This window comes from Thalassospira sp., assembly GCF_030690045.1.
Classification (GTDB): Bacteria; Pseudomonadota; Alphaproteobacteria; order Rhodospirillales; family Thalassospiraceae; genus Thalassospira.
Map to the genome: position 1 here is coordinate 161,827 of NZ_JAUYHK010000002.1, position 23,300 is coordinate 185,126.

The 23,300-nt window shown below is 56.5% G+C and carries 24 protein-coding genes and 3 tRNA genes; 17 read left to right on the top strand and 10 right to left on the bottom strand.

The genetic code is table 11. The features are described from left to right. Positions 1–22 precede the first annotated feature (22 nt). Entirely contained in the window at positions 23–1,987 is a 1,965-nt protein-coding gene (locus Q8O73_RS01480) for a response regulator (RefSeq protein WP_305553843.1), read from the top strand. 70 nt (positions 1,988–2,057) lie between these two features. Here Q8O73_RS01480 and Q8O73_RS01485 read toward each other — a convergent pair whose 3' ends face one another. Both Q8O73_RS01485 and Q8O73_RS01490 read right to left on the bottom strand, forming a co-directional pair. Further along, complete coding sequence (locus Q8O73_RS01485) at positions 2,058–2,711, bottom strand: response regulator transcription factor (protein ID WP_305553846.1); 654 nt, start codon at positions 2,709–2,711, stop codon at positions 2,058–2,060. A gap of 301 nt (positions 2,712–3,012) precedes the next feature. Next, entirely contained in the window at positions 3,013–3,786 is a 774-nt protein-coding gene (locus tag Q8O73_RS01490) for a putative metalloprotease CJM1_0395 family protein (protein ID WP_305553849.1), read from the bottom strand. A gap of 221 nt (positions 3,787–4,007) precedes the next feature. On the opposite strand from Q8O73_RS01490, the gene Q8O73_RS01495 reads away from it, so the two are divergent. Both Q8O73_RS01495 and Q8O73_RS01500 read left to right on the top strand, forming a co-directional pair. After that, the gene (locus Q8O73_RS01495) at positions 4,008–5,039 is read left to right on the top strand and encodes an NAD-dependent epimerase (protein ID WP_305553852.1); all 1,032 of its coding nucleotides are present in this window, start codon (positions 4,008–4,010) and stop codon (positions 5,037–5,039) included. Between the two features lie 6 nt (positions 5,040–5,045). Next, positions 5,046–6,323 (top strand): oligosaccharide flippase family protein, encoded by a 1,278-nt coding sequence (locus tag Q8O73_RS01500; protein ID WP_305553855.1) that lies wholly within the window; start codon positions 5,046–5,048, stop codon positions 6,321–6,323. An 83-nt stretch (positions 6,324–6,406) separates the two neighbouring features. Here Q8O73_RS01500 and Q8O73_RS01505 read toward each other — a convergent pair. Together Q8O73_RS01505 and Q8O73_RS01510 are read right to left on the bottom strand one after the other, a co-directional pair. Then, positions 6,407–6,481, bottom strand: a tRNA-Thr gene (locus Q8O73_RS01505). A 23-nt stretch (positions 6,482–6,504) separates the two neighbouring features. Next, positions 6,505–6,579, bottom strand: a tRNA-Thr gene (locus Q8O73_RS01510). Positions 6,580–6,751: 172 nt separating this feature from the next. Between Q8O73_RS01510 and Q8O73_RS01515 the strand changes: the two genes are divergently transcribed. From Q8O73_RS01515 to Q8O73_RS01545, 7 genes are all read left to right on the top strand, one after another. After that, positions 6,752–6,952, top strand: a complete 201-nt coding sequence (locus Q8O73_RS01515) for a hypothetical protein (protein ID WP_305553858.1) — start codon at positions 6,752–6,754, stop codon at positions 6,950–6,952. A 112-nt stretch (positions 6,953–7,064) separates the two neighbouring features. Then, on the top strand, positions 7,065–7,619 hold the full coding sequence (gene dcd / locus Q8O73_RS01520; RefSeq protein ID WP_305553861.1) for a dCTP deaminase: 555 nt from the start codon (positions 7,065–7,067) through the stop codon (positions 7,617–7,619). A 60-nt stretch (positions 7,620–7,679) separates the two neighbouring features. Further along, positions 7,680–8,966 carry a UDP-N-acetylglucosamine 1-carboxyvinyltransferase gene (gene murA, locus Q8O73_RS01525; RefSeq protein ID WP_305553864.1) on the top strand — a complete coding sequence of 429 codons (1,287 nt, stop codon included), beginning with the start codon at positions 7,680–7,682 and terminating at the stop codon, positions 8,964–8,966. 59 nt (positions 8,967–9,025) lie between these two features. Beyond that, positions 9,026–9,688 carry an ATP phosphoribosyltransferase gene (gene hisG / locus Q8O73_RS01530; RefSeq protein WP_305553867.1) on the top strand — a complete coding sequence of 221 codons (663 nt, stop codon included), beginning with the start codon at positions 9,026–9,028 and terminating at the stop codon, positions 9,686–9,688. Beyond that, positions 9,678–10,973, top strand: coding sequence for a histidinol dehydrogenase (gene hisD / locus Q8O73_RS01535; protein ID WP_305553870.1), 1,296 nt, complete (start codon positions 9,678–9,680; stop codon positions 10,971–10,973). The genes hisG and hisD overlap by 11 nt, the downstream gene beginning before the upstream one ends. Positions 10,974–11,011: 38 nt before the next feature. Continuing rightward, the gene (locus Q8O73_RS01540; protein WP_305553874.1) at positions 11,012–11,500 is read left to right on the top strand and encodes a UPF0262 family protein; all 489 of its coding nucleotides are present in this window, start codon (positions 11,012–11,014) and stop codon (positions 11,498–11,500) included. Between the two features lie 6 nt (positions 11,501–11,506). Continuing rightward, complete coding sequence (locus Q8O73_RS01545; RefSeq protein ID WP_305553877.1) at positions 11,507–11,953, top strand: low molecular weight phosphatase family protein; 447 nt, start codon at positions 11,507–11,509, stop codon at positions 11,951–11,953. Here Q8O73_RS01545 and Q8O73_RS01550 read toward each other — a convergent pair. Then, positions 11,950–12,444, bottom strand: a complete 495-nt coding sequence (locus Q8O73_RS01550) for a GNAT family N-acetyltransferase (protein WP_305553880.1) — start codon at positions 12,442–12,444, stop codon at positions 11,950–11,952. The genes Q8O73_RS01545 and Q8O73_RS01550 overlap by 4 nt on opposite strands. Before the next feature lie 172 nt (positions 12,445–12,616). On the opposite strand from Q8O73_RS01550, the gene infA reads away from it, so the two are divergent. From infA to Q8O73_RS01575, 5 genes are all read left to right on the top strand, one after another. Further along, a complete protein-coding gene (gene infA / locus Q8O73_RS01555) occupies positions 12,617–12,835 on the top strand; it encodes a translation initiation factor IF-1 (RefSeq protein WP_305553882.1) in 219 nt (72 codons plus the stop codon). 193 nt (positions 12,836–13,028) lie between these two features. Continuing rightward, positions 13,029–13,610 (top strand): nucleoside triphosphate pyrophosphatase, encoded by a 582-nt coding sequence (locus Q8O73_RS01560; protein WP_305553885.1) that lies wholly within the window; start codon positions 13,029–13,031, stop codon positions 13,608–13,610. Between the two features lies 1 nt (position 13,611). Then, positions 13,612–15,027, top strand: coding sequence for a ribonuclease E/G (locus tag Q8O73_RS01565; RefSeq protein ID WP_305553888.1), 1,416 nt, complete (start codon positions 13,612–13,614; stop codon positions 15,025–15,027). 3 nt (positions 15,028–15,030) lie between these two features. Then, positions 15,031–15,213 (top strand): DNA gyrase inhibitor YacG, encoded by a 183-nt coding sequence (locus tag Q8O73_RS01570; RefSeq protein ID WP_305553891.1) that lies wholly within the window; start codon positions 15,031–15,033, stop codon positions 15,211–15,213. Between the two features lie 91 nt (positions 15,214–15,304). After that, positions 15,305–15,380 (top strand) — tRNA-Phe (locus Q8O73_RS01575). A 112-nt stretch (positions 15,381–15,492) separates the two neighbouring features. Here Q8O73_RS01575 and Q8O73_RS01580 read toward each other — a convergent pair. Beyond that, positions 15,493–16,458: a hypothetical protein gene (locus tag Q8O73_RS01580; protein ID WP_305553893.1), complete on the bottom strand. Its 966-nt coding sequence runs from the start codon at positions 16,456–16,458 to the stop codon at positions 15,493–15,495. Between the two features lie 407 nt (positions 16,459–16,865). Between Q8O73_RS01580 and Q8O73_RS01585 the strand changes: the two genes are divergently transcribed. Next, positions 16,866–18,413, top strand: coding sequence for a CYTH and CHAD domain-containing protein (locus tag Q8O73_RS01585; RefSeq protein WP_305553896.1), 1,548 nt, complete (start codon positions 16,866–16,868; stop codon positions 18,411–18,413). Between the two features lie 52 nt (positions 18,414–18,465). Here the strand turns inward: Q8O73_RS01585 and Q8O73_RS01590 are convergent, their stop codons facing one another. From Q8O73_RS01590 to Q8O73_RS01605, 4 genes are all read right to left on the bottom strand, one after another. Then, positions 18,466–18,891, bottom strand: coding sequence for a type II toxin-antitoxin system VapC family toxin (locus tag Q8O73_RS01590; protein ID WP_305553899.1), 426 nt, complete (start codon positions 18,889–18,891; stop codon positions 18,466–18,468). Continuing rightward, positions 18,888–19,145, bottom strand: a complete 258-nt coding sequence (locus Q8O73_RS01595; protein ID WP_305553902.1) for an Arc family DNA-binding protein — start codon at positions 19,143–19,145, stop codon at positions 18,888–18,890. The genes Q8O73_RS01590 and Q8O73_RS01595 overlap by 4 nt, the downstream gene beginning before the upstream one ends. A 104-nt stretch (positions 19,146–19,249) precedes the next feature. Then, positions 19,250–20,719 (bottom strand): deoxyribodipyrimidine photo-lyase, encoded by a 1,470-nt coding sequence (locus Q8O73_RS01600; protein WP_305553904.1) that lies wholly within the window; start codon positions 20,717–20,719, stop codon positions 19,250–19,252. Positions 20,720–20,837: 118 nt separating this feature from the next. Further along, on the bottom strand, positions 20,838–22,337 hold the full coding sequence (locus tag Q8O73_RS01605; protein ID WP_305553907.1) for a PLP-dependent aminotransferase family protein: 1,500 nt from the start codon (positions 22,335–22,337) through the stop codon (positions 20,838–20,840). A gap of 108 nt (positions 22,338–22,445) precedes the next feature. Here Q8O73_RS01605 and Q8O73_RS01610 point away from each other — a divergent pair, with 108 nt between their 5' ends. Next, complete coding sequence (locus Q8O73_RS01610) at positions 22,446–23,066, top strand: pyridoxamine 5'-phosphate oxidase family protein (protein WP_305553910.1); 621 nt, start codon at positions 22,446–22,448, stop codon at positions 23,064–23,066. The last annotated feature ends 234 nt before the right edge of the window (positions 23,067–23,300 follow it).

The window sequence follows — 23,300 nt, forward strand, 5'->3', positions numbered from 1 at the left end:
CCTCTGACTGACACCGGAAAACATGACAGAACAACAATTCCGAATTTTACTGGTTGAAGATAATCCTGGTGACGCTTTTCTGGTGCAGACCTTGCTGGAAGAAACCGGTGAACAGTTCGTCATTCGTCATGTCGTCGATCTGTCATCTGCCCTTGCCGTGTTGGCCGGGCATGATGGCGAGGGACGGTTTGACGTCGTTTTGCTGGATCTGACATTGCCCGATTCATCGGGGATCGCGACAATTCGCCGTATTCGCGATGCGGATGGTCAGATTCCGATTGTGGTTCTGACCGGGCACAAGGATGAAGAACTGGCCTTTGAGGCCCTGCAACACGGTGCAGAAGATTATCTGACCAAGGAATTCCCCGATGGCCGGATCATTCGCCGCTCCATCCGCTATGCGATTGAACGGTCCCGTGCAGAACGGGCCCTGAAAGAAAGCGAAGAACGATATCGCAAGCTGGTGGAACTGGCCCCGGAACTGATTGCCGTTCTGACCGGGGATCAGATTTCCTATATCAACCGGCAGGGTGTTGCGATTTTGGGGGTGGAGAATGCCGACGCCCTGATCGGGCGCAGCATTCTTGAAATGCTTCATCCCGACAGCCGCGAAATCATGCAGGAACATATTGACCGTTATGCCCGCGGTTATAATGGCCGGGCGGATTACGTCATTTTGTATCGTCGGGAAAATGGCGACACTGTCGAACTGGAAGTATCGGCGATTGCCTTTACCCACGAGGGCGAAGCCGCAATGCTGATTGTCGCCGAAGATGTGACAGAACGGCGCAAGGTGGAACGGCAACTTGTCCAGACGTCAAAGCTGGCGACATTGGGCGAAATGGCGGCATCGGTGGCCCATGAGATGAACCAGCCGCTTAATGTCATCCGCATGGCGGCCGATACCTGTTTGCTGCAATATGAAATTGAACAGGTTCAACCACGGTTCCAGCAGGAAAAACTGGGTCTGATCAGTGACCAGACCGAACGCATGGCGGAAATCATTCGCCATCTGGGCATTTACAGCCGACCGGACGAAGATGATTTTGAATTGTTCAATCCGGTGCAGGCGGTCATGCGGGCAATCGATATGGTGGAACATGATTGCCATCTGGCCGGGATTACGGTCGATGTTGTTGCCCCGCTTGAAAATTGTCAGGTTTCCGGACGTCTGGTGCAGCTGGAACAGGTGATTGTCAATTTGCTGACCAATGCGCGGGATGCCATTGTCGAAAATCAGGGCGATACCAACAGCATCGGCGGTCTGATCCGGGTGACGGCAATGGTGGACCCGGACGAGGAATTGTTGCGTATCGCCGTGAATGATAATGGCGGCGGCATTCCCGAAGACGCCATAGACCTGATTTTTCATCCGTTTTTCACGACCAAGGATGTGGGCAAGGGGACGGGGCTTGGCCTGTCGGTCAGTTTTGGCATCATTGAAAGCATGGGCGGGGAAATTGAGGCCCGCAATGAAGGGGACGGGGCCTGTTTTGAAATTGTCCTGCCCACGGTGCAGGTGGGTCCTTCTTCCGAACAGCAAAATGGTGCCGATGATCTGTTGTCTGTGCCGGTGTCGGAAATAAAAAAATCTTCCGATCCAAAGCGCAAAGGCGGGGTCCGGGTGATGGTGGTGGATGATGAGGTGGACGCCATGGAAATCATCGCGGCCTATCTGGAAGGGCAGGGTTATGCCGTGACAGCGGCCAGCGATGGGGATGATGCCCTTGCCATGGCGGGCGTTACGTCCCCCGATATCCTGATTACCGATATTCGCATGCCCCATATGGATGGCAATACGCTGGTGCGGGCCTTGCGCGAACGCAATCCATCCTTGCCGGTCATCGTCATGACCGGTCATCCAGGCGATGCGGATAAACCCCTGGTGCTGGGCGATGATGCCCCGGTGACGGTGATGGCAAAGCCACTGAATCTTAAGGAATTGCTGGCGACAATCCGGGAACTGGAACAGGTTCTGGTGCCCTGACAGGCCTTAAGGAAAAACCCGGCAAATGCGCCGGGTTTTTGCAGAACATATATGCAAGGATTGAAACCTGTCAGGCTTCCCATCCCAGTTGCATGGCAATTTTGACTGCCTGGGTACGGTTGGCGGCACCCAGCTTTTTGAAAATACCGGTCAGATGGACCTTGACGGTAATTTCGCGCACGCTGAGCTGCTTGGCGATTTCCTTGTTGGAAAGACCTTTGGTCAGCAGGGCCAGAACCTCGCGTTCGCGGTTGGTCAGGCGTCGTAAAGGATTGTCCGGCGTCAGGCCATCCAGATCAATTTCACCCGGACGGATCGTGCCGCCATCATCTTCCAGCAACGCAGAGGGAATGTATTTTTCCCCCGACATCACAAGACGCAAGGCATTGATCAGGGATTTTCCCGACAGGGTTTTGGGAAGATAACCCGACGCCCCGTGTTCAAGCGCATTGAGAACATCCCCGCGCTTGACCGATCCGGACAAAATCACCACCGGAATATTGGGGTGCTTCTGCCGCATGACCGTCAGTCCCGACAACCCGTTCATGCCCGGCATATTGAGATCAAGAATGGTCAGTTCGATGGCCGTCTCGCTATCGACAATGGCCAAGGCTTCGCCGAAATCTTTTGCCTGTGAGATCACAACATCAGGTGCCGCCGTTTTCAGGAAGGACGTGATGCCGTCTCGGACAAGATCATGGTCGTCTGCAAGCAGGATGTTCATGTTTTTTTGCCGTACCTTTTGTGGTCTGAGTTCAATCATGATGATTGTTCAGCCGTGCGATCCCGCATCCTGACGATGCGAAATGTGCAAAATAATAAATTTCCCCGTGCGGTGTCAGCGCGCGCCCGCAGAATTAAATAATTCTGCGGTTCTGTCAAACAGGAGAGTCATCTTCTTGCAAGGGTTACTATACCAAAGGGTGGTAAGTTTCGGGGCTTGTTTTCGTGTATGCTGCCGGTCGCATAGGGCATTGCTGCAACAATTCTTTTTTGGCCGCCCAAAACCCGCAAGGGGTGTTTTGTCAGGTGCCAAAATCAATCATGAATCCGGGGGGCTGAGTTTCAGGACGAAACGCGATGTCATTCTGACGGGATGGGTTTGCTGTTTCTTCCATCTTGCCGCCGTTTGTGCCCTGAAGCAGGGTGGCTTTTCGATAAGCCGCCATATCGGCCCCGGAGGGGGCATTGGGGGCCATGGCCGCATTTTGCAGTATCGATATCGCCCGCTCAACATCTTCCGGGCTGCCGCTGGTATTGATTTTGACGTCAACATGCCCGGCGATAGCATAGGATTTGCCATCCGGACCAACCGTATATTGATATTGCGGGGCAGAAGCATATTGACCGGCCGCCGCCGCATGCCGGGTTTCTTCCTGACGCACCGCCGCATCGCGCGATTGCAATTCGGTCACACGGGCTTTTTCCGCAGGGTTGAGGTCAAAGGGGCTGTCGCTGTCGGTTGTTTGGGACGTCGGCGGTGCTTCAGGATCGTCTTGATCGCCTGCAAGGGCTTCGCGATATTCTGATGTACTGAGACCGGCATCGCGGGCCTGTGCAGCGGTCAGGGTGCGCGGATCAACCAGTTTTGTTTGTGTGATCGTCCCGGTATTTTCAGCCGGGGGCACTGGAGTCAAAGGAGCCGGGCGTGCCAGTTCGACGGCCTGATAGCGTGTCAGAACCTGCCCTTGTGGCGATTTCGAGATTTCCTGAGCATTCAGAACAATCCCGAGCCGCCCGTTATCCTGCGCCGAAACCAGACTGCCAGAGCCAATCATCATGGCTGGACCGTTTTCCATTCACCCGTCAAAACAGACAAAACCATAACAGAAATGCGGTATTGAGTCTTGTGCGTTGTGAGGACGGTCCGATTGCCCTGAATGGGACGGCTTGGACTTGCACGGTTTGCTGCGGGCTGTTAGAGGAAGCACGGGGCTTTATGTGTCCTGCCTTTGCAGGTTGTTTGGCGACAGGTCCGGTTCGAGGATCATGGCGCCAGAGGTATTTTCAAGGATCAATCATGTCGTCATTTGTCATTCCTGCAAACGAAACCGTGCTGGTGACCGGGGCTGCCGGCTTTATCGGGTTTCATTTGTGCTGCAAGCTGCTGGATCAGGGCAGCAATGTGATCGGTCTCGACAATCTGAATGATTATTACGATGTGAATCTGAAAAAGGCCCGGCTGGCGCAGCTTGAAGGGCGTGACGGTTTCCGGTTTGTGAAAATGAATCTTGAAGATCGTGACGGCATCGCCAATCTGTTTGCGCGCGAAAAACCGGCCTATGTGGTTAATCTCGCAGCGCAGGCCGGGGTGCGTTATTCACTGGAAAATCCGCATGCCTATATTGATGCCAATCTGGTCGGTTTTACCAATATTCTGGAAGGATGCCGCCATAACGGTGTGAAGCATCTGGTTTATGCCTCAAGCAGTTCCGTCTATGGCATGAATACCGAAATGCCGTTTTCGGTGCATCACAATGTCGATCACCCGATCAGCCTTTATGCGGCCTCGAAAAAGGCCAATGAACTGATGGCCCATACCTATAGCCATCTTTATGATCTGCCGACGACCGGTTTGCGGTTTTTCACGGTTTATGGACCGTGGGGGCGGCCCGACATGGCGCTGTTCCTGTTTACAAAGGCGATCATGGAAGGCCGGGCGATTGATGTGTTCAATCAGGGCAAGATGCGCCGCGATTTCACCTATATTGATGATATCGTCGAAGGTGTGTATCGCTGCATTTCAACCATCGCGGCCCCCAATCCCGACTGGAACCCGGCCAAACCGGACCCGGCCACCAGTTCGGCACCCTACCGGGTGTTTAACATCGGCAACAATAATCCGGTTGAACTGATGCATATGATTGAAACGTTGGAAAAGGCTGTGGGGCAGACGGCACAAAAAAACATGCTGCCCTTGCAGGCAGGTGATGTTCCGGCCACTTATGCCGATGTGCAGGCCCTGACCGATGCAGTGGGTTTCAAGCCTGCAACATCCATCGAAACCGGGATTACAAAATTTGTCGAATGGTATCGGACTTTTTACGGGTAAATTCTCGTGAAATTCGCCAGTTTCTTCGTCCTGTTCGCCAACGCATTTTCCGCCGGGATGATGTTTTTGGCCAGTGTCTTTATCTCGCGATATGGCGGGCAGGAACTGTTTGGCTTTTTTAGCGTCGTTCTCGGATTGATTATTACCGCCACTCCTGTTGCGACATTCGGGATGGATGCTGCAATTGTCCGGTTCTTGCCTAAATACAGGCAGGAAGGCCGCAAAAACCTTGTCAGTGGCATGCAGCGTTTCGTCCTGTTGTTTTCTGGCTTTCTCTCAATCCTGGGTGGCGCGATTTTGTGCGGCATCCTGATTTATATTCGCGACTATTCGTGGTGGATCGGATTGTCAGCCGGAATATGTTTGCCGCTTTCAGTCGGTCTTGCGGTTATGCAAAGCGCGATCCGTGCCGATGCAAATGTATCAAGAGCTGTTGCCAGCGAGGCGATTGCACGACCATTCGCATTTGGTACAATATTGCTACTGCTACAGTTTGCCCTGACCGAGAAGCTTACCTTGCTTTCCATCATTGGTGCTTATGCTGCCGCACTTTTTTTCGCCAATATGACGTGCCTATGGCTGGTGATAAAGGGGCGGCATATCAACTGGCAAGGGCATTTTAATATTGGAATGAAAGAAATTCGCCATTGGCTGCAGCTTGGATGGAATGTTCTTTTCTCTAATTTGTCGATAGCACTTCTTAATCAGTCCCCGGTTATTCTTGCCGGTATGCTCCTCTCCGCATTTGATGCTGGCGAACTTGGTGCTGTCATGCGCCTTGCCATGCTGGTTGCATTTGCACTTACAGCGGTTAATTCGGTCATAACACCTTTTCTTTCAAAGGCTATGGCAGCAGGTAACAACAAAGAATTGCAGTCTCTGGTAACCAGGGCAACGGCTTTTTCCATGGCTGTTGCATTGCCGGTTTGCACAGTTTTCTATGTATTTGCTCCTTTTTTGCTATCTGTATTTGGGGATGCTTACCAAGGGGCTGTGTCATATTTGCGCATGATGTTGATTGCATACATCATTCATGCTGCCGCGGGGCCGGGGATTTCCTTGCTTAATATGACAGGAATCCACCGGGCTGCGACCAAAATCGTTGCAGTCTGGGCGGTTGTCACGTTGGTTGGATTGTTTGTTGCCATGCAACAATATGGTCTGGGCGGAGGTGTGACCGTCGCATCTTTGTCGATTGCCGGATATCCGGTGATGCTTGCGATACTGTGCCGGAAAACACTTGGTATCGACCCGACGCTAATGTCAGTACGCAATCTGTTTTGAGAAATCTGGGGCGAGACAAGACGTCTGTATTATCCCGAAGCTAACCTGTTGCCGCCATCGGGCAATAATGTCGATTTTGGAAATGGTGCTGCCGGAGAGATTTGAACTCTCGACCTCTCCCTTACCAAGGGAGTGCTCTACCCCTGAGCTACGGCAGCATGATGCAGGGCGGGGTGGGAAATGGTGCTGCCGGAGAGATTTGAACTCTCGACCTCTCCCTTACCAAGGGAGTGCTCTACCCCTGAGCTACGGCAGCAAGAACCCTTGCAGTGCGGGCGGGTTATAGGCTACTGCCTAGCGTCTGGTCAAGCCCGAATATGTGCGCAAAGTGCCGGAAGGTTCCGGTCTTGCCTTTCACCGGGTTCAAGCCGTTTTGCAAGGCAGGCCTGACCATTGGTGGAAACAGAAAATTATCAGCAGATTGTCAGATGACCCCAAAAAAGAAACAACCCAAACCGATCCCCTCACCCCAGCGCCTGAAACGTGAGGCCGAAGCCCTGCGCGCCAATCTGGCACGGCGCAAGCAACAGCAAAGATCGCGCAAGGCCGATGACGACAATAATGGCAGTGACAATGATGATGCCAATCTGTCCGAGGCCGCAGATGATGGTGACGACAAGGCATCCTGACGACAAAAAATCATCGCCAAATCCATGACGGTGCATCGGCTGGTTGATCTTGCAGGCCCGGGGCGGGTAAAACGATGGGCGCAAGGGCAAATTTAAAACAGAGGGCGTGAAAATGTCGGTACGGCCAGATCACTGGATACGCCAGCAGGCGCAGGAAAACGGCATGATCGAGCCGTTTGTGGACGGGTTCCGCCGAGAAGGTGTGATTTCCTACGGTGTCAGTTCCTATGGCTATGACGCCCGTGTCGCCGATGAATTCAAAATTTTCACCAATGTCGATTCGGTGATTGTCGATCCCAAGAATTTTTCCGATCAGGGGTTTGTCAACCGTCAGACCGATGTCTGCGTGATCCCGCCCAACAGTTTCGCCCTGGCGCGCACGGTGGAATATTTCCGCATTCCGCGCGACACACTGGTCATTTGTCTGGGAAAATCGACCTATGCGCGGTGTGGTATTATCGTCAATGTCACGCCGCTGGAACCGGAATGGGAAGGGCATGTGACGCTGGAATTTTCCAATACCACGCCGTTGCCCGCCAAAATTTACGCCAATGAAGGGGCCTGTCAGTTTATTTTCCTGAAAGCCGACAGCCTGTGCGAAACCTCCTATGCGGATCGCGCCGGAAAATATATGGGCCAGAAAGGTGTGACATTGCCGCGTTTGTGATAAACGCAGCACGCACACAGACAAAATTGTCGCGCACAGGCGCGACCGGATGAGGATTGAATGGACAAGATCAAGATTTCCGGTGGTCGCCGGTTGCAGGGTAAAATCGCCATTGGCGGTGCCAAGAATGCCGCCCTGCCATTGATGGCCGCCAGCCTGCTGACAGACGACACCCTGTCGCTGTCAAATTTGCCGCATCTGGACGATATCACGTCGATGGCCAAATTGCTGACCCAGCATGGTGTGTCCCTGCATCTGAACGGTCATGCACCCAATGGCGGCCATACCGGTCGGGTTCTGGACATGCGGGCAAAGGAAATCGTTTCGACCACCGCCCCCTATGATCTGGTTCGTAAAATGCGGGCATCGGTGCTGGTTCTGGGGCCGCTGGTTGCCCGTTGCGGCGTTGCCCGCGTGTCCTTGCCTGGTGGCTGTGCGATTGGCAACCGCCCGGTTGATTTGCACCTCAAGGCGCTGGAAGCAATGGGCGCTGAAATCATCCTGACCGAGGGATATATCGAGGCGCGTGCGCCCGAAGGCCTGAAGGGCGGCCATATCCTGTTTCCGCAAGTCACCGTCGGTGGCACCGAAAATGCCCTGATGGCGGCATCGCTGGCCGACGGGGTGACGGTGATTGCCAATGCCGCACGGGAACCTGAAATTATTGATCTGGCGCATTGTCTGGTGGCGATGGGCGCTGAAATTGACGGGATCGGCACCGATACCCTGAAAGTCACCGGCAAGCCGCGCCTGCACGGGGCGGAATATTCGGTGGTGCCGGACCGCATTGAAACCGGCACCTATGCAATTGCCGCCGCCATTACCGGTGGCGAGATTGAACTGACCGGCACCCGGATCGATCTGGTCGAAGCCCTGATCGATGTCATGCGGATGGCCGGGGTGGTGGTTGAGGCAACCGACACGGGCATGATCGTGCGCGGCAACCGTGCGACCCTGAAAGGGGTCGATGTGATGACCGAACCCTTTCCCGGTTTCCCGACGGACATGCAGGCGCAATTCATGGCGCTGATGGCGGTGGCCAATGGCGCATCCATGATCACGGAAACCATTTTTGAAAACCGGTTCATGCATGTGCCGGAATTAAGCCGCATGGGTACGGACATCAATGTGCATGGCCGTTCGGCAATCGTGCGCGGTGTGTCAAAATTGTCCGGTGCCGAAGTCATGGCAACCGATTTGCGGGCATCGGTATCGATGGTGCTGGCCGGGTTGGCCGCCGAAGGCGAAACCGTGATCAGCCGGGTTTATCATCTGGATCGCGGCTATGAACGGCTGGAAGAAAAGCTGGCGGCCTGCGGCGCGCAGATCGAACGGGTCAAGGGATAACGGCACGGGGCATCATTGCCCCGCAGGTCGGATTGAAATGCATGCAAGGCGAACAAGTGATGAGTGACGACGCAAAGCTGGTGCTGGCCCTGCCCAAGGGCCGCATTCTTGACGAGGTAATGCCGCTGGTCCGGTCCGCCGGGATCGAACCCGAGGCCGCCTTTGACGACCCGAAATCCCGGGCGCTGCGTTTTGCCACCAACCATCCCAATATCGATATCATCCGGGTGCGCAGTTTTGATGTTGCGACCTTTGTGGCCTTTGGCGCCGCCCATATCGGGGTGTGCGGCAATGATGTGCTGATGGAATTTGATTATTCCGAAATTTATGCGCCGCTGGATCTCAATATCGGTCATTGCCGTCTGGCCGTGGCGGAACTCGAAGAAATGGTCGAGGGCGATGATCCGTCGCGCTGGTCGCATGTCCGGGTTGCCACCAAATATCCGCATGTGACCCGCCGTCATTTTGCGGCACGCGGCGTTCAGGCCGAATGCATCAAACTGAATGGCGCGATGGAACTGGCCCCGACGCTGGGCCTGTGCCGCCGGATTGTCGATCTGGTGTCAACCGGCAATACCCTGCGCGCCAATGGCTTGCGTGAAATCGAACATATCGCCGATGTGACATCGCGCCTGATCGTCAACCGGGCGGCGCTGAAAACCCGCCCGACCGAAATTCAGCCGTGGATCGACCGTTTTTCCGAGGTGTGCAATGGTGCTTAGACTTTCCACGCGCGATGCGGATTTTGAATCCGCCTTTCAGAATCTTTTGGGGATGAAGCGCGAATCGGATGCCGATGTTGACGCCGTTGTCGCCGATATCATTGCTGATGTGCGCAAACGCGGCGATGCGGCGGTGGTCGAATATACCAACCGGTTTGACCGGGTGAATATCTCGGCCGCCGATATGGCAGTCAGCCGGGACGAGGTGGATGCGGCCCTGGCATCTATCGAGCCGGACTTGCTGGCGGCCCTGAAAACGGCGGCGACCCGCATTCGGGCCTATCACGCAAAACAGATGCCCGAAGATGCGCGCTATACCGATGCCGATGGCGTCGAACTGGGCTGGCGCTGGCGGGCGGTCTCGGCGGCGGGGCTTTATGTGCCGGGGGGGCTGGCGTCCTATCCGTCATCGGTTCTGATGAATGCCATTCCCGCCAAGGTCGCCGGGGTGGCGCGGCTGGTGATGGTGGTGCCGACCCCCGATGATAAAATGAACCCGCTGGTTCTGGCCGCTGCCCGCATTGCCGGGGTGGATGAAATTTACCGGATTGGCGGGGCGCAGGCGGTGGCCGCCCTTGCCTATGGCACCGAAACCATCAAACCGGTGGACAAGATCGTCGGGCCGGGCAATGCCTTTGTGGCGGCGGCCAAACGCCGGGTCTTCGGGCAGGTCGGTATTGATATGATCGCCGGGCCGTCGGAAATTCTGGTGGTGGCAGATGGCAGCAATGATCCGGCCTGGGTGGCGGCAGATTTGCTGTCGCAGGCGGAACATGACCCGGTGGCACAATCGATTTTGATTACCGATGATGCCGGCTTTGCCGACCGGGTTCAGGTGGCGATTGACAAACATCTGGAAACCCTGCCACGCGCCGAAATTGCCGGGGCAAGCTGGCGCGACTTTGGTGCAATTGTTCTGGTTGATGATTTGTCGCAGGCTCCGGCACTGGTGGACCGGCTGGCACCGGAACATCTGGAACTGGCGGTGGATGACCCGGATGGCATGGCGGATCAGATCCATCATGCCGGGGCGATTTTTCTGGGCCGCTACACGCCCGAGGCCATCGGCGATTATGTCGCCGGGCCAAACCATGTGTTGCCAACGGCACGATCTGCGCGGTTTTCATCGGGGTTGGGCGTTCTGGATTTTGTCAAACGGTCGTCATTGATCAAATGCACGCCCGAGGCCCTGGCAAAAATTGGCCCGGCGGCAATCAGGCTGGCCGAAAGCGAAGGTTTGCAGGCGCATGGACTTTCAGTAGCGATCCGGTCCAACCGCATGTAAGCTGGGACTCAACAGGGGCAAAGGCGCAGGAGATAGAGATGGCAACAGGCACATTAAACACCCAATCCATCGCCGGGATCTATCTGGACGAAAAATATACCGTCCGTCGCCGCCCCGAGGTCGAACATGAACAGGCCGTGGCGATTTACGACCTGCTCGAAGACAATCATTTTGAACCGGCAGGCGGGTTTGAAGGCCCGTATTCTGTGCATCTGCGCATTGAGGACAACCGCATCTATATGGATGTGCGCGGCGATAATGATGCAGAAAACCTGACCACCATCATCCTGCCGCTCACCCCGTTTCGCCGGATTGTCAAAGATTATTTCATGATCTGCGAAAGCTATTACGACGCGATCAAAAAGGCATCCGCCGCCCAGATCGAAACCATCGATATGGCCCGGCGCGGCCTGCATAACGAAGGGTCGGAACAACTGCGCGAATTGCTGGTTGACAAGGTGACCATCGACGAAAATACGGCGCGACGCCTGTTTACCCTTGTTTGTGTCCTTCATATTCGGGGTTAAGGGACAGTGATGGATGAGCTTCCCGGCGCCATCCTGTTTGCGTGCAGCTATAACGCGGTCCGGTCCGTGATGGCCTATGCCCTGATGCGGCATTATCATGGCAACCGTATCTATGTGGAGGCCTGCGGCCTGCGGGCCGGAAGCCCCGACGGCTTTGCCATCGCCGTGATGGATGAAATCGGGCTGGATATTTCAAAATACAAACCCAAAACCTTTGACCAACTGGAAGACGGTTTTTTTGACCTGATCATTACCCTGTCACCAGAGGCACAGCACCGCGCCGTCGAAATGACCCGGACCATGGCCTGCGATGTTGAATTCTGGAATACGTTTGACGCCACCATGGTCGAAGGATCGCGCGAAGTGCGGCTTGAGGCCTATCGTCAGGTCCGCGATCAGCTGAAAAAACGCATTTTGCAACGCTTCCCGGTCGGCCCCGCGCCAAGGGTTTAGCCGGTCCGGGCAAGGGCCATGAAGGCATTCCCGTCCAGCACAAAAATCCGTTCCTCATCTGCCGCCCGCATGCCGGTTTTGACATAAAATTTTTGCCCGGCCGCATTGCGGGCATCGACCGACAGCCGCAAATAGGCACACCCATCCGCATGGGCGCGGGCAACAGCACGGGCCAAAAGCCGTTGGGCAAATCCGCTGCCGCGCAAATCGGGGTCCACATACAAATCCTGAACATAAATGCCCGGTTTGCCGCGAAAGGTGGAATAGCTGGCAAAATAAAGACACAGCGCAACCGCGCGCCCGTCCTGTTCGCCAATCAGGGCCTGAAAGGCCGGTCGGGGGCCAAAACCGTCCCGGGCGATGTCGTCCGCCGTGCTGGTGATCTTGCTGTCATGGCCGGTGGCCCTGGCAATGGCAACCAGCATGCGGTGAATGTCGGTGGCATCATTGCGGTTTGCCGGGCGGATGGTCGGGGTGGGGGTAACGGGCATGACAGGCTCCGGGTTTGCATTTTGCGATATGCTACCCATATCCCGGTCAATATGCACGCAACACAATGCCGGGGCGCGCTGTTTCCATGCGAAAGGGCTTGACCTTTTTGCGTGATCGGAGCAGTTTGCGCCAACCGGTAATTGGTGTTGCAGCACAGAAGTTAGGAACCACATGGCTAAAGAAGACGTTATCGAGTTTCAGGGCACTATCACGGAACTTTTGCCCAATGCGATGTTTCGCGTGAAGCTGGACAATGATCACGAAATTCTTGCCCACACATCGGGCAAGATGCGTAAAAACCGTATTCGCGTACTGGCGGGCGACCGTGTCAGCGTTGAAATGACGCCTTATGACCTGACCAAGGGTCGTATTACTTTCCGTTTCAAATAATCCGGACTTTTCACGCGCAGCAGGATTTGACGGCATCGCCTGGCGCGCCGTAAAGTGTTTTGCGCCGATGTCTGTAAACTGCCCTGCCTGTTCTGTCATTCCAGCGGATGTGACGGACCGGGCATATGGGTGGTTTTGGCATGTGTGATCGAGTGTCAGAATGCCGGAATATGTTCCGGCGGGGGGATGCGATTTGACCAAACTCATTCTGGCGTCTGCATCGCCACGCCGTCTTGAATTGCTGGCCCAGATCGGCATTGTCCCGACGGCGGTGGTGCCGGCCGATATCGATGAAACGCCGTTGCGCGATGAATCGCCGCGCCGTCTTGCCCTGCGTCTGGCCGAACAAAAGGCCCGTGCGATTGCCGGGGATCATGCCGGTTGTTTCATTCTGGCCGCCGATACGGTGGTTGCCTGCGGTCAGCGCGAACTGGGCAAGGCCGCCGATGCGGACGAAGCCGGAAAATTCCTGAAACTTCTGGCCGGGCGGCGGCACCGGGTTTATGGCGGCATTTGTGTGATTGCGCCGGGCGGCACGGTACGCACCCGAGTTGTCGAAACACGGGTAATTTTCCGCCGTCTGGACGAAGGCGATCTGGCGCGCTATATCGCCAGCGACGAATGGCGCGGCAAGGCCGGTGCCTATGGCATTCAGGGGCTGGCCGCAACCTTCATCCGCGATATTGCCGGGTCATACAGCAATGTCGTGGGCCTGTCGCTTTATGATGCCGATGCAATGTTGCGCGGGCTGGGATTCTGGCCAAAGGAAACCTGATATGACGCCGACAGATGTGGCGCAAACCCGGCTTTTGATTGATGCCGTGACGGCAGAACGCCGGGTGGCGCAAATCTGTGCGGGCCGTCTGGACCGGCTATTGATTGACCGGGGTGGTCCGGCGCGCTTTGACGTGCATGTCGGGCGGGTCCGCCGGGTGTTGCCGGAAATAAAGGCGGCGATGGTCGCCCTTGACGGGGTGGCCGACGGATTGTTGCCCTTTGATCGCAGCGACGGCCCCCTTCATGAAGGCCAGTGGGTGATTGTGCAAATCGCGCGTCTGGGATTTGAAGACAAGGGGCCGAAACTGACCGGACGGATTTCGCTGGAAGGTCTGGGGCTGATTTACCGGCCGCATGGCGGGGTGATTGACGTCCCGCGCAAGCTGAAAGACGAGGCCCGCCGCGATCAGTTGACCGCCCTGTTGCGCCGCCTTGCCGCCGAAGGTGAAAGCCTGACCTTGCGCAGTGTGGCGCTGGACTGGCCCGATACGGCGATTGAGGGTGAATTCAAACGGCTGCGCCAGATCTGGCGCGACAGCCTTGCCGCCCAAAAAATCGCAACCGGCCCCAAACAGATTTTTCAGGCCCTGTCGGATGCCGATCAGCTGATCGAACGACATGTCATGCAGGGTGGGGCCTGTGTGGTCGATGGGGCGGCAGAACATATCCGCCTGCGCGGTTATTTGCGGGCGCTGGGCGTGGAGGATGCGGATATCGCGGTGCATCGCGGCCCGTCCCTGTTGTTTGATCATGAGGGTGTCGAAGAACAGATCGAGGTCGCCCTTGGCACAAGGGTCGATCTGGGCGACGGGGCGTGGCTGGCGATTGACGAAGCCACGGCATTATGCGCCATAGACATCAATGGCGGCGGCGCGGATGCCGGGGACAATGCCGGGCAACGCGCCCTTGCAATCAATTGCCGGGCGGCAACGGAAATTGTCCGCCAGGTGCGGCTGCGCAATATCGGCGGCCTTGTGGTGATTGATCCGTTGCGCATGGCCGCACGTCCGGCCCGCGACCGGTTTGAACAGGTCCTGCGCGATGCCTTTGGCGACGAAATGACCGGCAATGTCCAGATCGGCGGTTTTACCCGTCTCGGCCTCTATGAATTCAGCCGCCAGCGCAGCGGTGTTTCGCTATCGGCCCGGTTTTTTGCCGGTTCTGCACCGCGCCCGCTTTTATCGGTGGCCGCACGGGCAGGTATCCTGCGCGCAATCATTGCCCGGATGCGGTCCCAACCGGCGGGCCGGTATCAGGTCTGGGTGCCGCCGGGAATGGCCGCGCAATTGCAATCCGATCCGCAATCCTTGCGCCTGTTGCAGGAAAGCATGGGAACCGTGCCGCAAATTGGCGACAGGCCGGATTTGACGGATATGGAAGTTATCGTCGAACGCATTCGCGATCAGGAAGGATAGAAAATGGCAGCAGGACAGTCAAAATGCACGATGTGCGGCAAGCCGGTGGATGAAAAATACCACCCGTTTTGCTCGAAACGATGTGCCGATCTGGATCTGGGAAAATGGCTGGGGGGCGGCTATGCGATCCCGGCAACCGAGGCACCGGACGATCTCGAAGAACTCGATGATGAAGACGAATTTTAAGGCGAAAAAAATGCGTTTTGAGGCTGGACAAGCCCCAAACGAGCTAGTATAACCCCGCTCGTTCCGCAGGGAACGCTCCGGAAACGGAAATGCCCGGATAGCTCAGTTGGTAGAGCAGTGGACTGAAAATCCGCGTGTCGGTGGTTCGAATCCGCCTCCGGGCACCACCTTTTGGTGGACCCCAAAACAACCTGGCCCTGGCCGGGTTTTTTTGTGCCTGAAATCCGGGGAGGCCGGTCGGCCGGACGAGGCACAAATGCCCCGCCCGCCATCATCGTTTTAGGCCTTGAGCGGAATGGAAAAGGTGATGTTTTTACTTTTCCGGTCCTTGCCGCTGGCATTCAGGCGATCATCGTCATCAATATTGAATTTGCCCGATGCCATCGCCCCATCATCACAGGTCAGTTTCCAACCGCCGTCAAAGGCAAGATCGTCGGTTTCGCGGTAATAATTGCCGATACAGCCGGTCTTGCCGATGGTGAAATCAAATTTCCCCTCGTCTTCATTGCGGCGCAGCCAGACATTGATTGTGTCTTGCGATTGCCCGTCCCATTTCAGGTTGCCATCGACAACCGAATGTTTTGACAGTGGTTTGCTGTCGGCAGACCCTGCCGGGGCCATGCAGGATGGTTTGGGTTGGGTGGCGATGGCCATGGCAAAGGCGGATTTGTCCTGCACCAGACTGAGGCGCGAGGTCAGGGTTTCCATATCAAGATCGCCCCGGCCACAATAAAGCATGTCGATGGCGGTGTCTGTATCACCCCGGTCATTGTCATAGATTGTCCGGGCACGTTTCATGCGGACGGCAAAATTCGCCACGTCGCAAATCTCCCCATCGGGAAATTTGGCCTTGCCGTAATAGCCAATCGATTTTCCATTGATGTTGGAAACCGTGTGAATATCTGAAATCTGAACCCCTTTTTCTTCATAAGGGCTGGTGAAACGGGCGCGGTCGCTGATATGTTGTTCCGTTCCGTACGAAAACCACGCGGTTGGAACATATTGCAGGTTCACAAAACCTTCGCCGCAATTCAGCGTCCATTTTTCGTTTTGAATCTGCCCGTTATTGCGATCCTGCTGTTCCAGTTTGGTCACCGGAATATTGGATACCGCCGGAAGGTCAAACCGCGAATCCGCAAGGGGGCGTTCCGTCCATTCCGAAAAACTGTAACTGGGTGTGGTCTGACAACCGGCAAGCACAAGCATCCCGGCCGCAAGCCCTGCAACCATAAGTGATTTCTGCATCTGTTTACTGTCCCCGTGTGTTTTTTTGACTCTGAAACCATAACGGGCAAATTGCCGGACGTAACCTGTCCAAAAGGAGGGGACGCGATTCTGCAAAGCATCAAAACCCCGACAGGGAAAGCCATATCGGGCGGGTGATGTTTTGAAAAACGGCCGGGGAAAATCATGATCAATTGAACAGAAAATATGATATCATTTTTCAAATGAACGCATACTTTGTGTTCTTTGGTTCCGGAACCAAAAACCCTTGATTTTCCAAGCTTCAGATAGAATTGTTGCGGAAATCAGACAATTTTGTTTCACCGTCGCGCGGATGATTTTTATCAAATTTCTGAAACATAAAAAGCGCTAAGACCAAAAGAAGATAGCGCAGATTGCGACGGTGCAAGTGACCCAAAGGAAGCCGGATGCCTGAAAAACAAATCGAGATCGAACTGAAACTCAGGATCGATCCGAAACATGTCGCGCGGTTAAAACGTGCCGCCGTCTTGCGCGAAGTCCGCGAAGGCCGCCGGATGATCCGCACCCATCTGGTGTCGATTTACCATGACACGTCCAAACTGTCGCTGTCGCGCAAGGGTCTGGCGATCCGGGTGCGCAAAAAGGGCACCAAGGGGTGGGAACAGACAGTCAAGGTTTCCAACGGCCTGCGCGAAGCCTTGCCCGAACGCCCGGAATGGACGGTGCCGATGGAAAACGGCAAGCTGGATCTGGCCCTGTTTCAGGAACCCGATGTGGTGGCACTGCTGGATCGTCTGGTCGGCAAAAAGCAGATTGGCCGGATTTTTGAAACCGATTTGCACCGCACCAGTGTCGATCTGACATATCGCGATGCGGTGATGGAACTAGCAATTGATCAGGGTGTGGTCCGGGCCGGAGAACGCGAAGCCCCCCTGTCCGAAGTCGAACTGGAACTGAAAGAAGGGCACCCCGCCGCCCTGTTTGATCTGGCGCTGGAACTGCAACGCACTGTGCCGCTTTATCTGAGCCTGCGCAGCAAGGCATCGCGGGGCCGCGCCCTTTATTTCAACGAACAGCCGGGGTTCTACAAGGCCGAAGCCGTCGGCCTGCATGCCGGTATGAGTGCCGAGGCGGCCTTTCGCGCCGTGCTGTCGCAAGGATTGTCGATGATCCTTGGCAACGAGGTGTGCGTGCGTGACGACATCCATATCGAAGGATGCCACCAGATGCGCATCGGCCTGCGTCGCTTGCGCGTGGCCTTTGGCCTGTTTCGCAAAAACCTGCCACAGGGCGAGGCGGTGTTGATCCGTCGTTTGCTGAAACAATGCAGCAAGGGCCTTGATTCGCTGCGCGACTGGGATGTGTTTTTGACCGAAACCCTGCCAACCGTAGAGGCACGCTTTGCCGATCATCCCGGTTTGCCGGAAATCCGTGCCGAAGCACAAAAACAGCGCGCCATCGCCCTTGCAACGGCGCATGCCATGCTGGAATCACCGGAATACCAACAGGTCCTGTTGTTGCTGGGCGCATGGGCAACCTATTCGCGCTGGGCATCGGGCGCACAGGCATCCCAGATGCAGGCGATGGCCGGGCCGGTGGGCGATCTGGCCGATCCGTTGCTGGAACAATCCTGCAAACGGGTGGCAAAACGGGGCGACAAGGTTGCCGCATTGTCGGTGGTCGCCCTGCATGCGTGGCGGCTCGATATCAAACAGTTACGCTATGCCTGCGATTTCTTTTTTGAAATTCATGGCGGCAAGGCGGTGCGTAAATTCCGTGCCGGGCTGGCCGGGTTGCAGGAAATTCTGGGCCAGATGAATGACGCCACCGTTGCCGAACAACGGTTGCAGGCCCTTGTGCCACAGCTGGGGCGCGATGGATTGATGGCGGTCGGGCTGATTACCGGCTGGTACGCCGCCCGTGCCGATCACCGCCTGGCTGGCTTGCAGGACGCCTGGCAGAAATTCGACAAACAAAAACCGTTCTGGAAATAGGGTCCGGACCTGATCTTTGCGCTGGTCAGCATTATACCTCGAAATGACTTGATCATTCCGCGATCTTCCATGGGTTGATGACGTTGAGACCGGCCGCCTGGAATGGTGCAACGTCGCGCGTAACGATGGTGAAGCCGCGCGTATACGCAATGGCGGCGATGTAACCATCTGCCTTGCCGATGGCGTGGCCCTCCGCTCTGGCCCGCGCCATCAGGTTCGCGTAGGCTTGCGAAGCGTCCAGATCAAACGGCAGAACGCGGCCCGCGAAGGCTGGCAGAACCTCGTTCGCCAGCCGATCCTGATAGACCGTGCGGCGCTTGCCCTCAGGCATTGTCGCAAGGCCATATCGCAGTTCGGCCACGGTGATGGCGGACAGATAGAGCGTTTCAACGGCCTGGGCGTCGATCCACGCCAGCACATTGGGATTCGGCTCAATCCTCCACAACTCGGAAATAACATTGGTGTCAATGACGATCATTCAAACCTCATGGGTTCGGCTGGCGTCTTGTCGCGAATCTGATTGAAATCCTCGACTTCGGCATCCGTCAGTCCGCCAGCCTCGCGGGCGATAGAAACCAGCAGCGAGCCGATCTTCAGGCGGCCCTCGGGCTTCGCCGCCTTGTCCAGGATATCCCGGATTTCAGCCTCGGCGCTGCGGCCATGCATGGCCGCACGCACCCGGATTGCCCGGTGCACTTCATCAGGGACGTTGCGAATGGTGATGGATGGCATTGATATCATTTCCATTAATTGCATGCATTGATTGTAAATTAACATAATGCGATCACATTCGCAACTGTTCTGCCTCGACAGTCATCCGACCGTCATTTGAGGCCTCAGGTCATGTCGCCTTCTTCAAAGTTCGCGGTTTTTTTCATTTCCCGCCAGGCTGCCATCGCCCGGTCGCGCCCCTGACGCAGCCCGATGACAGGATCGGGATAGGATGCCGCCCCCGCCCCGATCAGGACAAGCCTGGGGGCCTCCCACGGCTTATGGATCAGGGTGTCGGGCAGGTTACGCAATTCGGGGACCCATTGCCGCACATAAACCCCTTTGGGGTCAAATTTTTCCCCCTGCAAAACCGGATTGAAAATGCGGAAATAGGGGGCGGCATCGGCCCCGCAGCCGCCAATCCATTGCCATGAAAAGGCATTGTTGGCCGGGCAGGCATCGACCAGCGTGGCGTCAAACCATGCAAGCCCGTCGCGCCAGTCCCCCAAAAGATGTTTGACCAGCACCGACCCGACAATCATCCGCACCCGGTTATGCATATAGCCGGTGTGCCACAATTCGCGCATACCGGCATCGACAATCGGAAAACCGGTTTGCCCGGTTTGCCATCGTTTCAGGGCATCGGCATCCTGCACCCACGGAAAACGGGCAAAGGCCGGTTGCAGCGGGATGGTCGCAAGGTCTTTAGCATGAAACAGAACATGATGGGCAAATTCCCGCCAGCCCAGTTCGGACTGGAATTTGGCGGTGGTTTGGGCCTGTGCCGGATGGGCATCGGCATGATGGGCGGTGGCGTGCCAGATGTGCCGGGGGCTGATTTCACCAAATCGCAAATGGGGCGAAAGCTCCGACGTCACCCGCTGATCAGGATAATCGCGCAGGGCGGCATAATCGATCAGTCTTTCATCGATAAAATCATGCAATTGCGCCCGCGCGCCTGCTTCGCCCGGCGTAAACCGTTCGGCTAATCCCCCGGCCCAGTCAAATGGTTTGGGCGCAAGGTCAAGTTCGGCCAGCGATACCGCCTGTGACGGTGTCACCGTTGCCAGCGGTATGTGGTCCGGTGCGGCTTGCGGTGCGGCGGGCGGCGGCATTTTCAGGCAGGCGCGCCAGAACGGGCTGAACACCTTGAACGACCCGCCCGATCCGGTTTTGACGTCCCACGGCTCAAACAGCAACTGGCCGTTAAAACTTTCGCACATCAGGCCGGTTTGATGGGCATGGGTCTTGATCGCGGTATCGCGGGTGATCGATGGCCGGTCATAACACCGGTTCCAGAACAGGGCGGTAACCTGATATTCCGCCTGAACCGATGTCAGAACATCCTGTGCCGTGCCGCGAAACAGATGCAGTTTCTGACCGCCAAGACTGTGATCAAGGCTTTGCAAACTGTGGCGCAACCACCATCGCGTCGCCCCGCCCAGTTGCCCGTCAATCACATCATCGTAAATAAACACCGGCAAGACCCGCCCGCCATTTTGCCCGGCCCAGCGACAGGCGGCCATCAGGGCCGGATTATCGGCCAGACGCAAATCATTGCGAAACCACATGATGGCGATGGGGGATGCAGACATGACAGTCCTGATATCGGGAACAGCAAAAGGCAGGAAAATGGGGGTGAGAGAGTACGGCACCAGCACGGCATCGGGGTAACATTGTCCGCTACCATACTCTCTCGGGCTCGGGTACAACTTACATACGGCGCAAAATCGTTGTCAGTTCATCGAAACTTTGCGACAGGGCGATTTTATCCCATCCGGCAAAGCCAAGGATCAATCCCTGTGGCAAAAGGGCAAGGTTTTCCGGGCTTTTATCATGGTAATAGGATGACAGCGCCCGGCAATCGAGACGGGCGGCAACCATTCTTTCCTGAACCGCGATATCGTTCAGCCCTGCTTTCAACCGGGTGCAAAGATGCAATCCGCCATCAGATGGCAGGATCGTCAGCAAATCGGCGGCCTTCTGTGTGATCAGGTCGCGCAAATGGGCGCGGCGTTCGCCATACAGCAACCGGGTGCGGCGAACATGACTGCCGAAATGGCCATCGGTGAAAAAGGTGGCAAGGGCGGCCTGGGCGGTTGGGGCGGGCACGCCATCGGCAAATCCGCGCAAGCCGCGAAAAACCGGCACCAGTTCGGGCGGGGCAACCAGATACCCCAGCCGGATACCGGGAAACAGCACGCGGGAAAATGTGCCGACATAAATCACGCGGGATCGTTGATCCAGCCCCTGCAACGCAGACAGCGGCGGCCCGTCATAGCGGTAATCGCTGTCGTAATCATCTTCGACAATCCACGCATCCTGTGCATCGGCCCATTGCAAAAGCGACAATCGGCGCGTCAGCGACAAAGTGGTGCCCAGCGGATAATTGCGCGATGGCGTGGTGACGACAATTCGCGCCGGTGCGCCGCTTTCCAGACGGGCGACCTGCAATCCTTCATCATCAACCGGGATCGGCCGCACATCGGCCCCATTGGCGGCCAGAACGCCACGAATGCCTTCATATCCGGGGTCCTCGGTGGCGACGATATCGCCAGGATCCACCAGCGCACGGGCGATCAGGTCCAATGCCTGCTGTGCGCCCGACACAATCATCACCTGTGATGCCGCGCAATTCACCCCGCGCGATTGCCGCAGCCATGCGGCGATTTCTGCGCGCAAATCGCCAAGCCCCATCGGATCATCGGGAATGGTCAGCGCCAGTTTCGGGCGCCGCCATGCCCGGCGCAGCAACCGCGCCCAGATATCAAACGGAAACCCGTCAAAATCCGGGGTGGCGGGGTTAAACGGCCTTGTGACGTTAAAACGCGGATACCGCCGCTGCCATGCAAGGGTCCGTTGCGCGCTCTGGCTCAGGCGCAAGAACCGGGGCGATGGTTCAGCGGCTTGGGGTTGCCGCCCGTCGGGGGCGGGGCAGGCATGTTGATCGGGCAGGCTGGTGGCGACAAAACTGCCCGCGCCAATCCTGCTGGTCAGATATCCCTCGGACATCAGCAAATCAAAGGCATTGACCACCGTATTGCGCGAAATTTTAAGCTGTGCGGCAAGGTCGCGGCTGGCAGGCAGTTTTTCCGCCGGTTTCAACCGCCCGTCCAGAATGGCGCGGCGAATGCCAAAATACAGCCGCCGATAGGCCGGCAGGGCGGCATCGTCCGGATGGCTCAGATAGGTCCAGGAAAAAATGCTGCTCATTTTTGGCCTGCGGTTAAATTGGTTCTATGAATTTTATTATATCGGTTCTTATGAAAAGTCCAATTTCGACGATGATGGCGACGAAACCGCAAAACAGGGACCCCCGCCATGACCGATACCTACGCCATTCATCCCGCCACCAAAATCGTCCGTGGCCCCAAACGCGCGACCTATGACCGCGCCACCATTCACGGCATCATTGATGATGCCATGATATGCCATGTTGCCACGGTTCTGGACGGGCAGGCGGTGATGATCCCGACCGCGCACTGGCGGGTGGGCGAGGCGGTTTATATTCATGGCGCGTCGAAAAACCGCGTTTTGGCGGCAATTGCCAACGGGGCTGCGGCCTGTTTGTGCTTTACCCATCTTGACGGTCTGGTGATGGCGCGATCCGCCTTTCATCATTCCGCCAATTACCGGTCGGTGATCCTGTATGGCAAGGCCCATATTCTGGACGATCCGGCCGATAAAATGGCGCATTCGCAATATTTCATCGACAAAATCGCGCCCGGTCGCTGGGATAAAATCCGTCAACCCAATGCGCAGGAACTCAAGGCAACATTGTTTCTGGGATTTGATCTCAAGGAAGTCTCGGCCAAAATCCGGTCGGGCGACCCGGTGGATGATGACGCCGATTATGGCTGGCCGGTCTGGACCGGCGTTTTGCCATGCCGCATGGTCTGGGATGATCCGGTGAATGACAGCCGGATCGAACCGGGGTTTTAAAATTTCAGCAATCAATCATGATCCATGAAAACAAGCGGAAAAACTGCCGCACCACACCCCTCCACCCCGGAAAACCGCCATATAACGGCTGTGACAGCCCCCAAATCGCCAACCGGGCAGGACCGATGCACACAAGACGGACTACCCCCGTAGGATTTTGGCGAGGCTCCATCAGGGGTACCTGATATGGCGCCCATACCCCCGTCTGCCTCACAAGCCGCATCCGAAAATGCA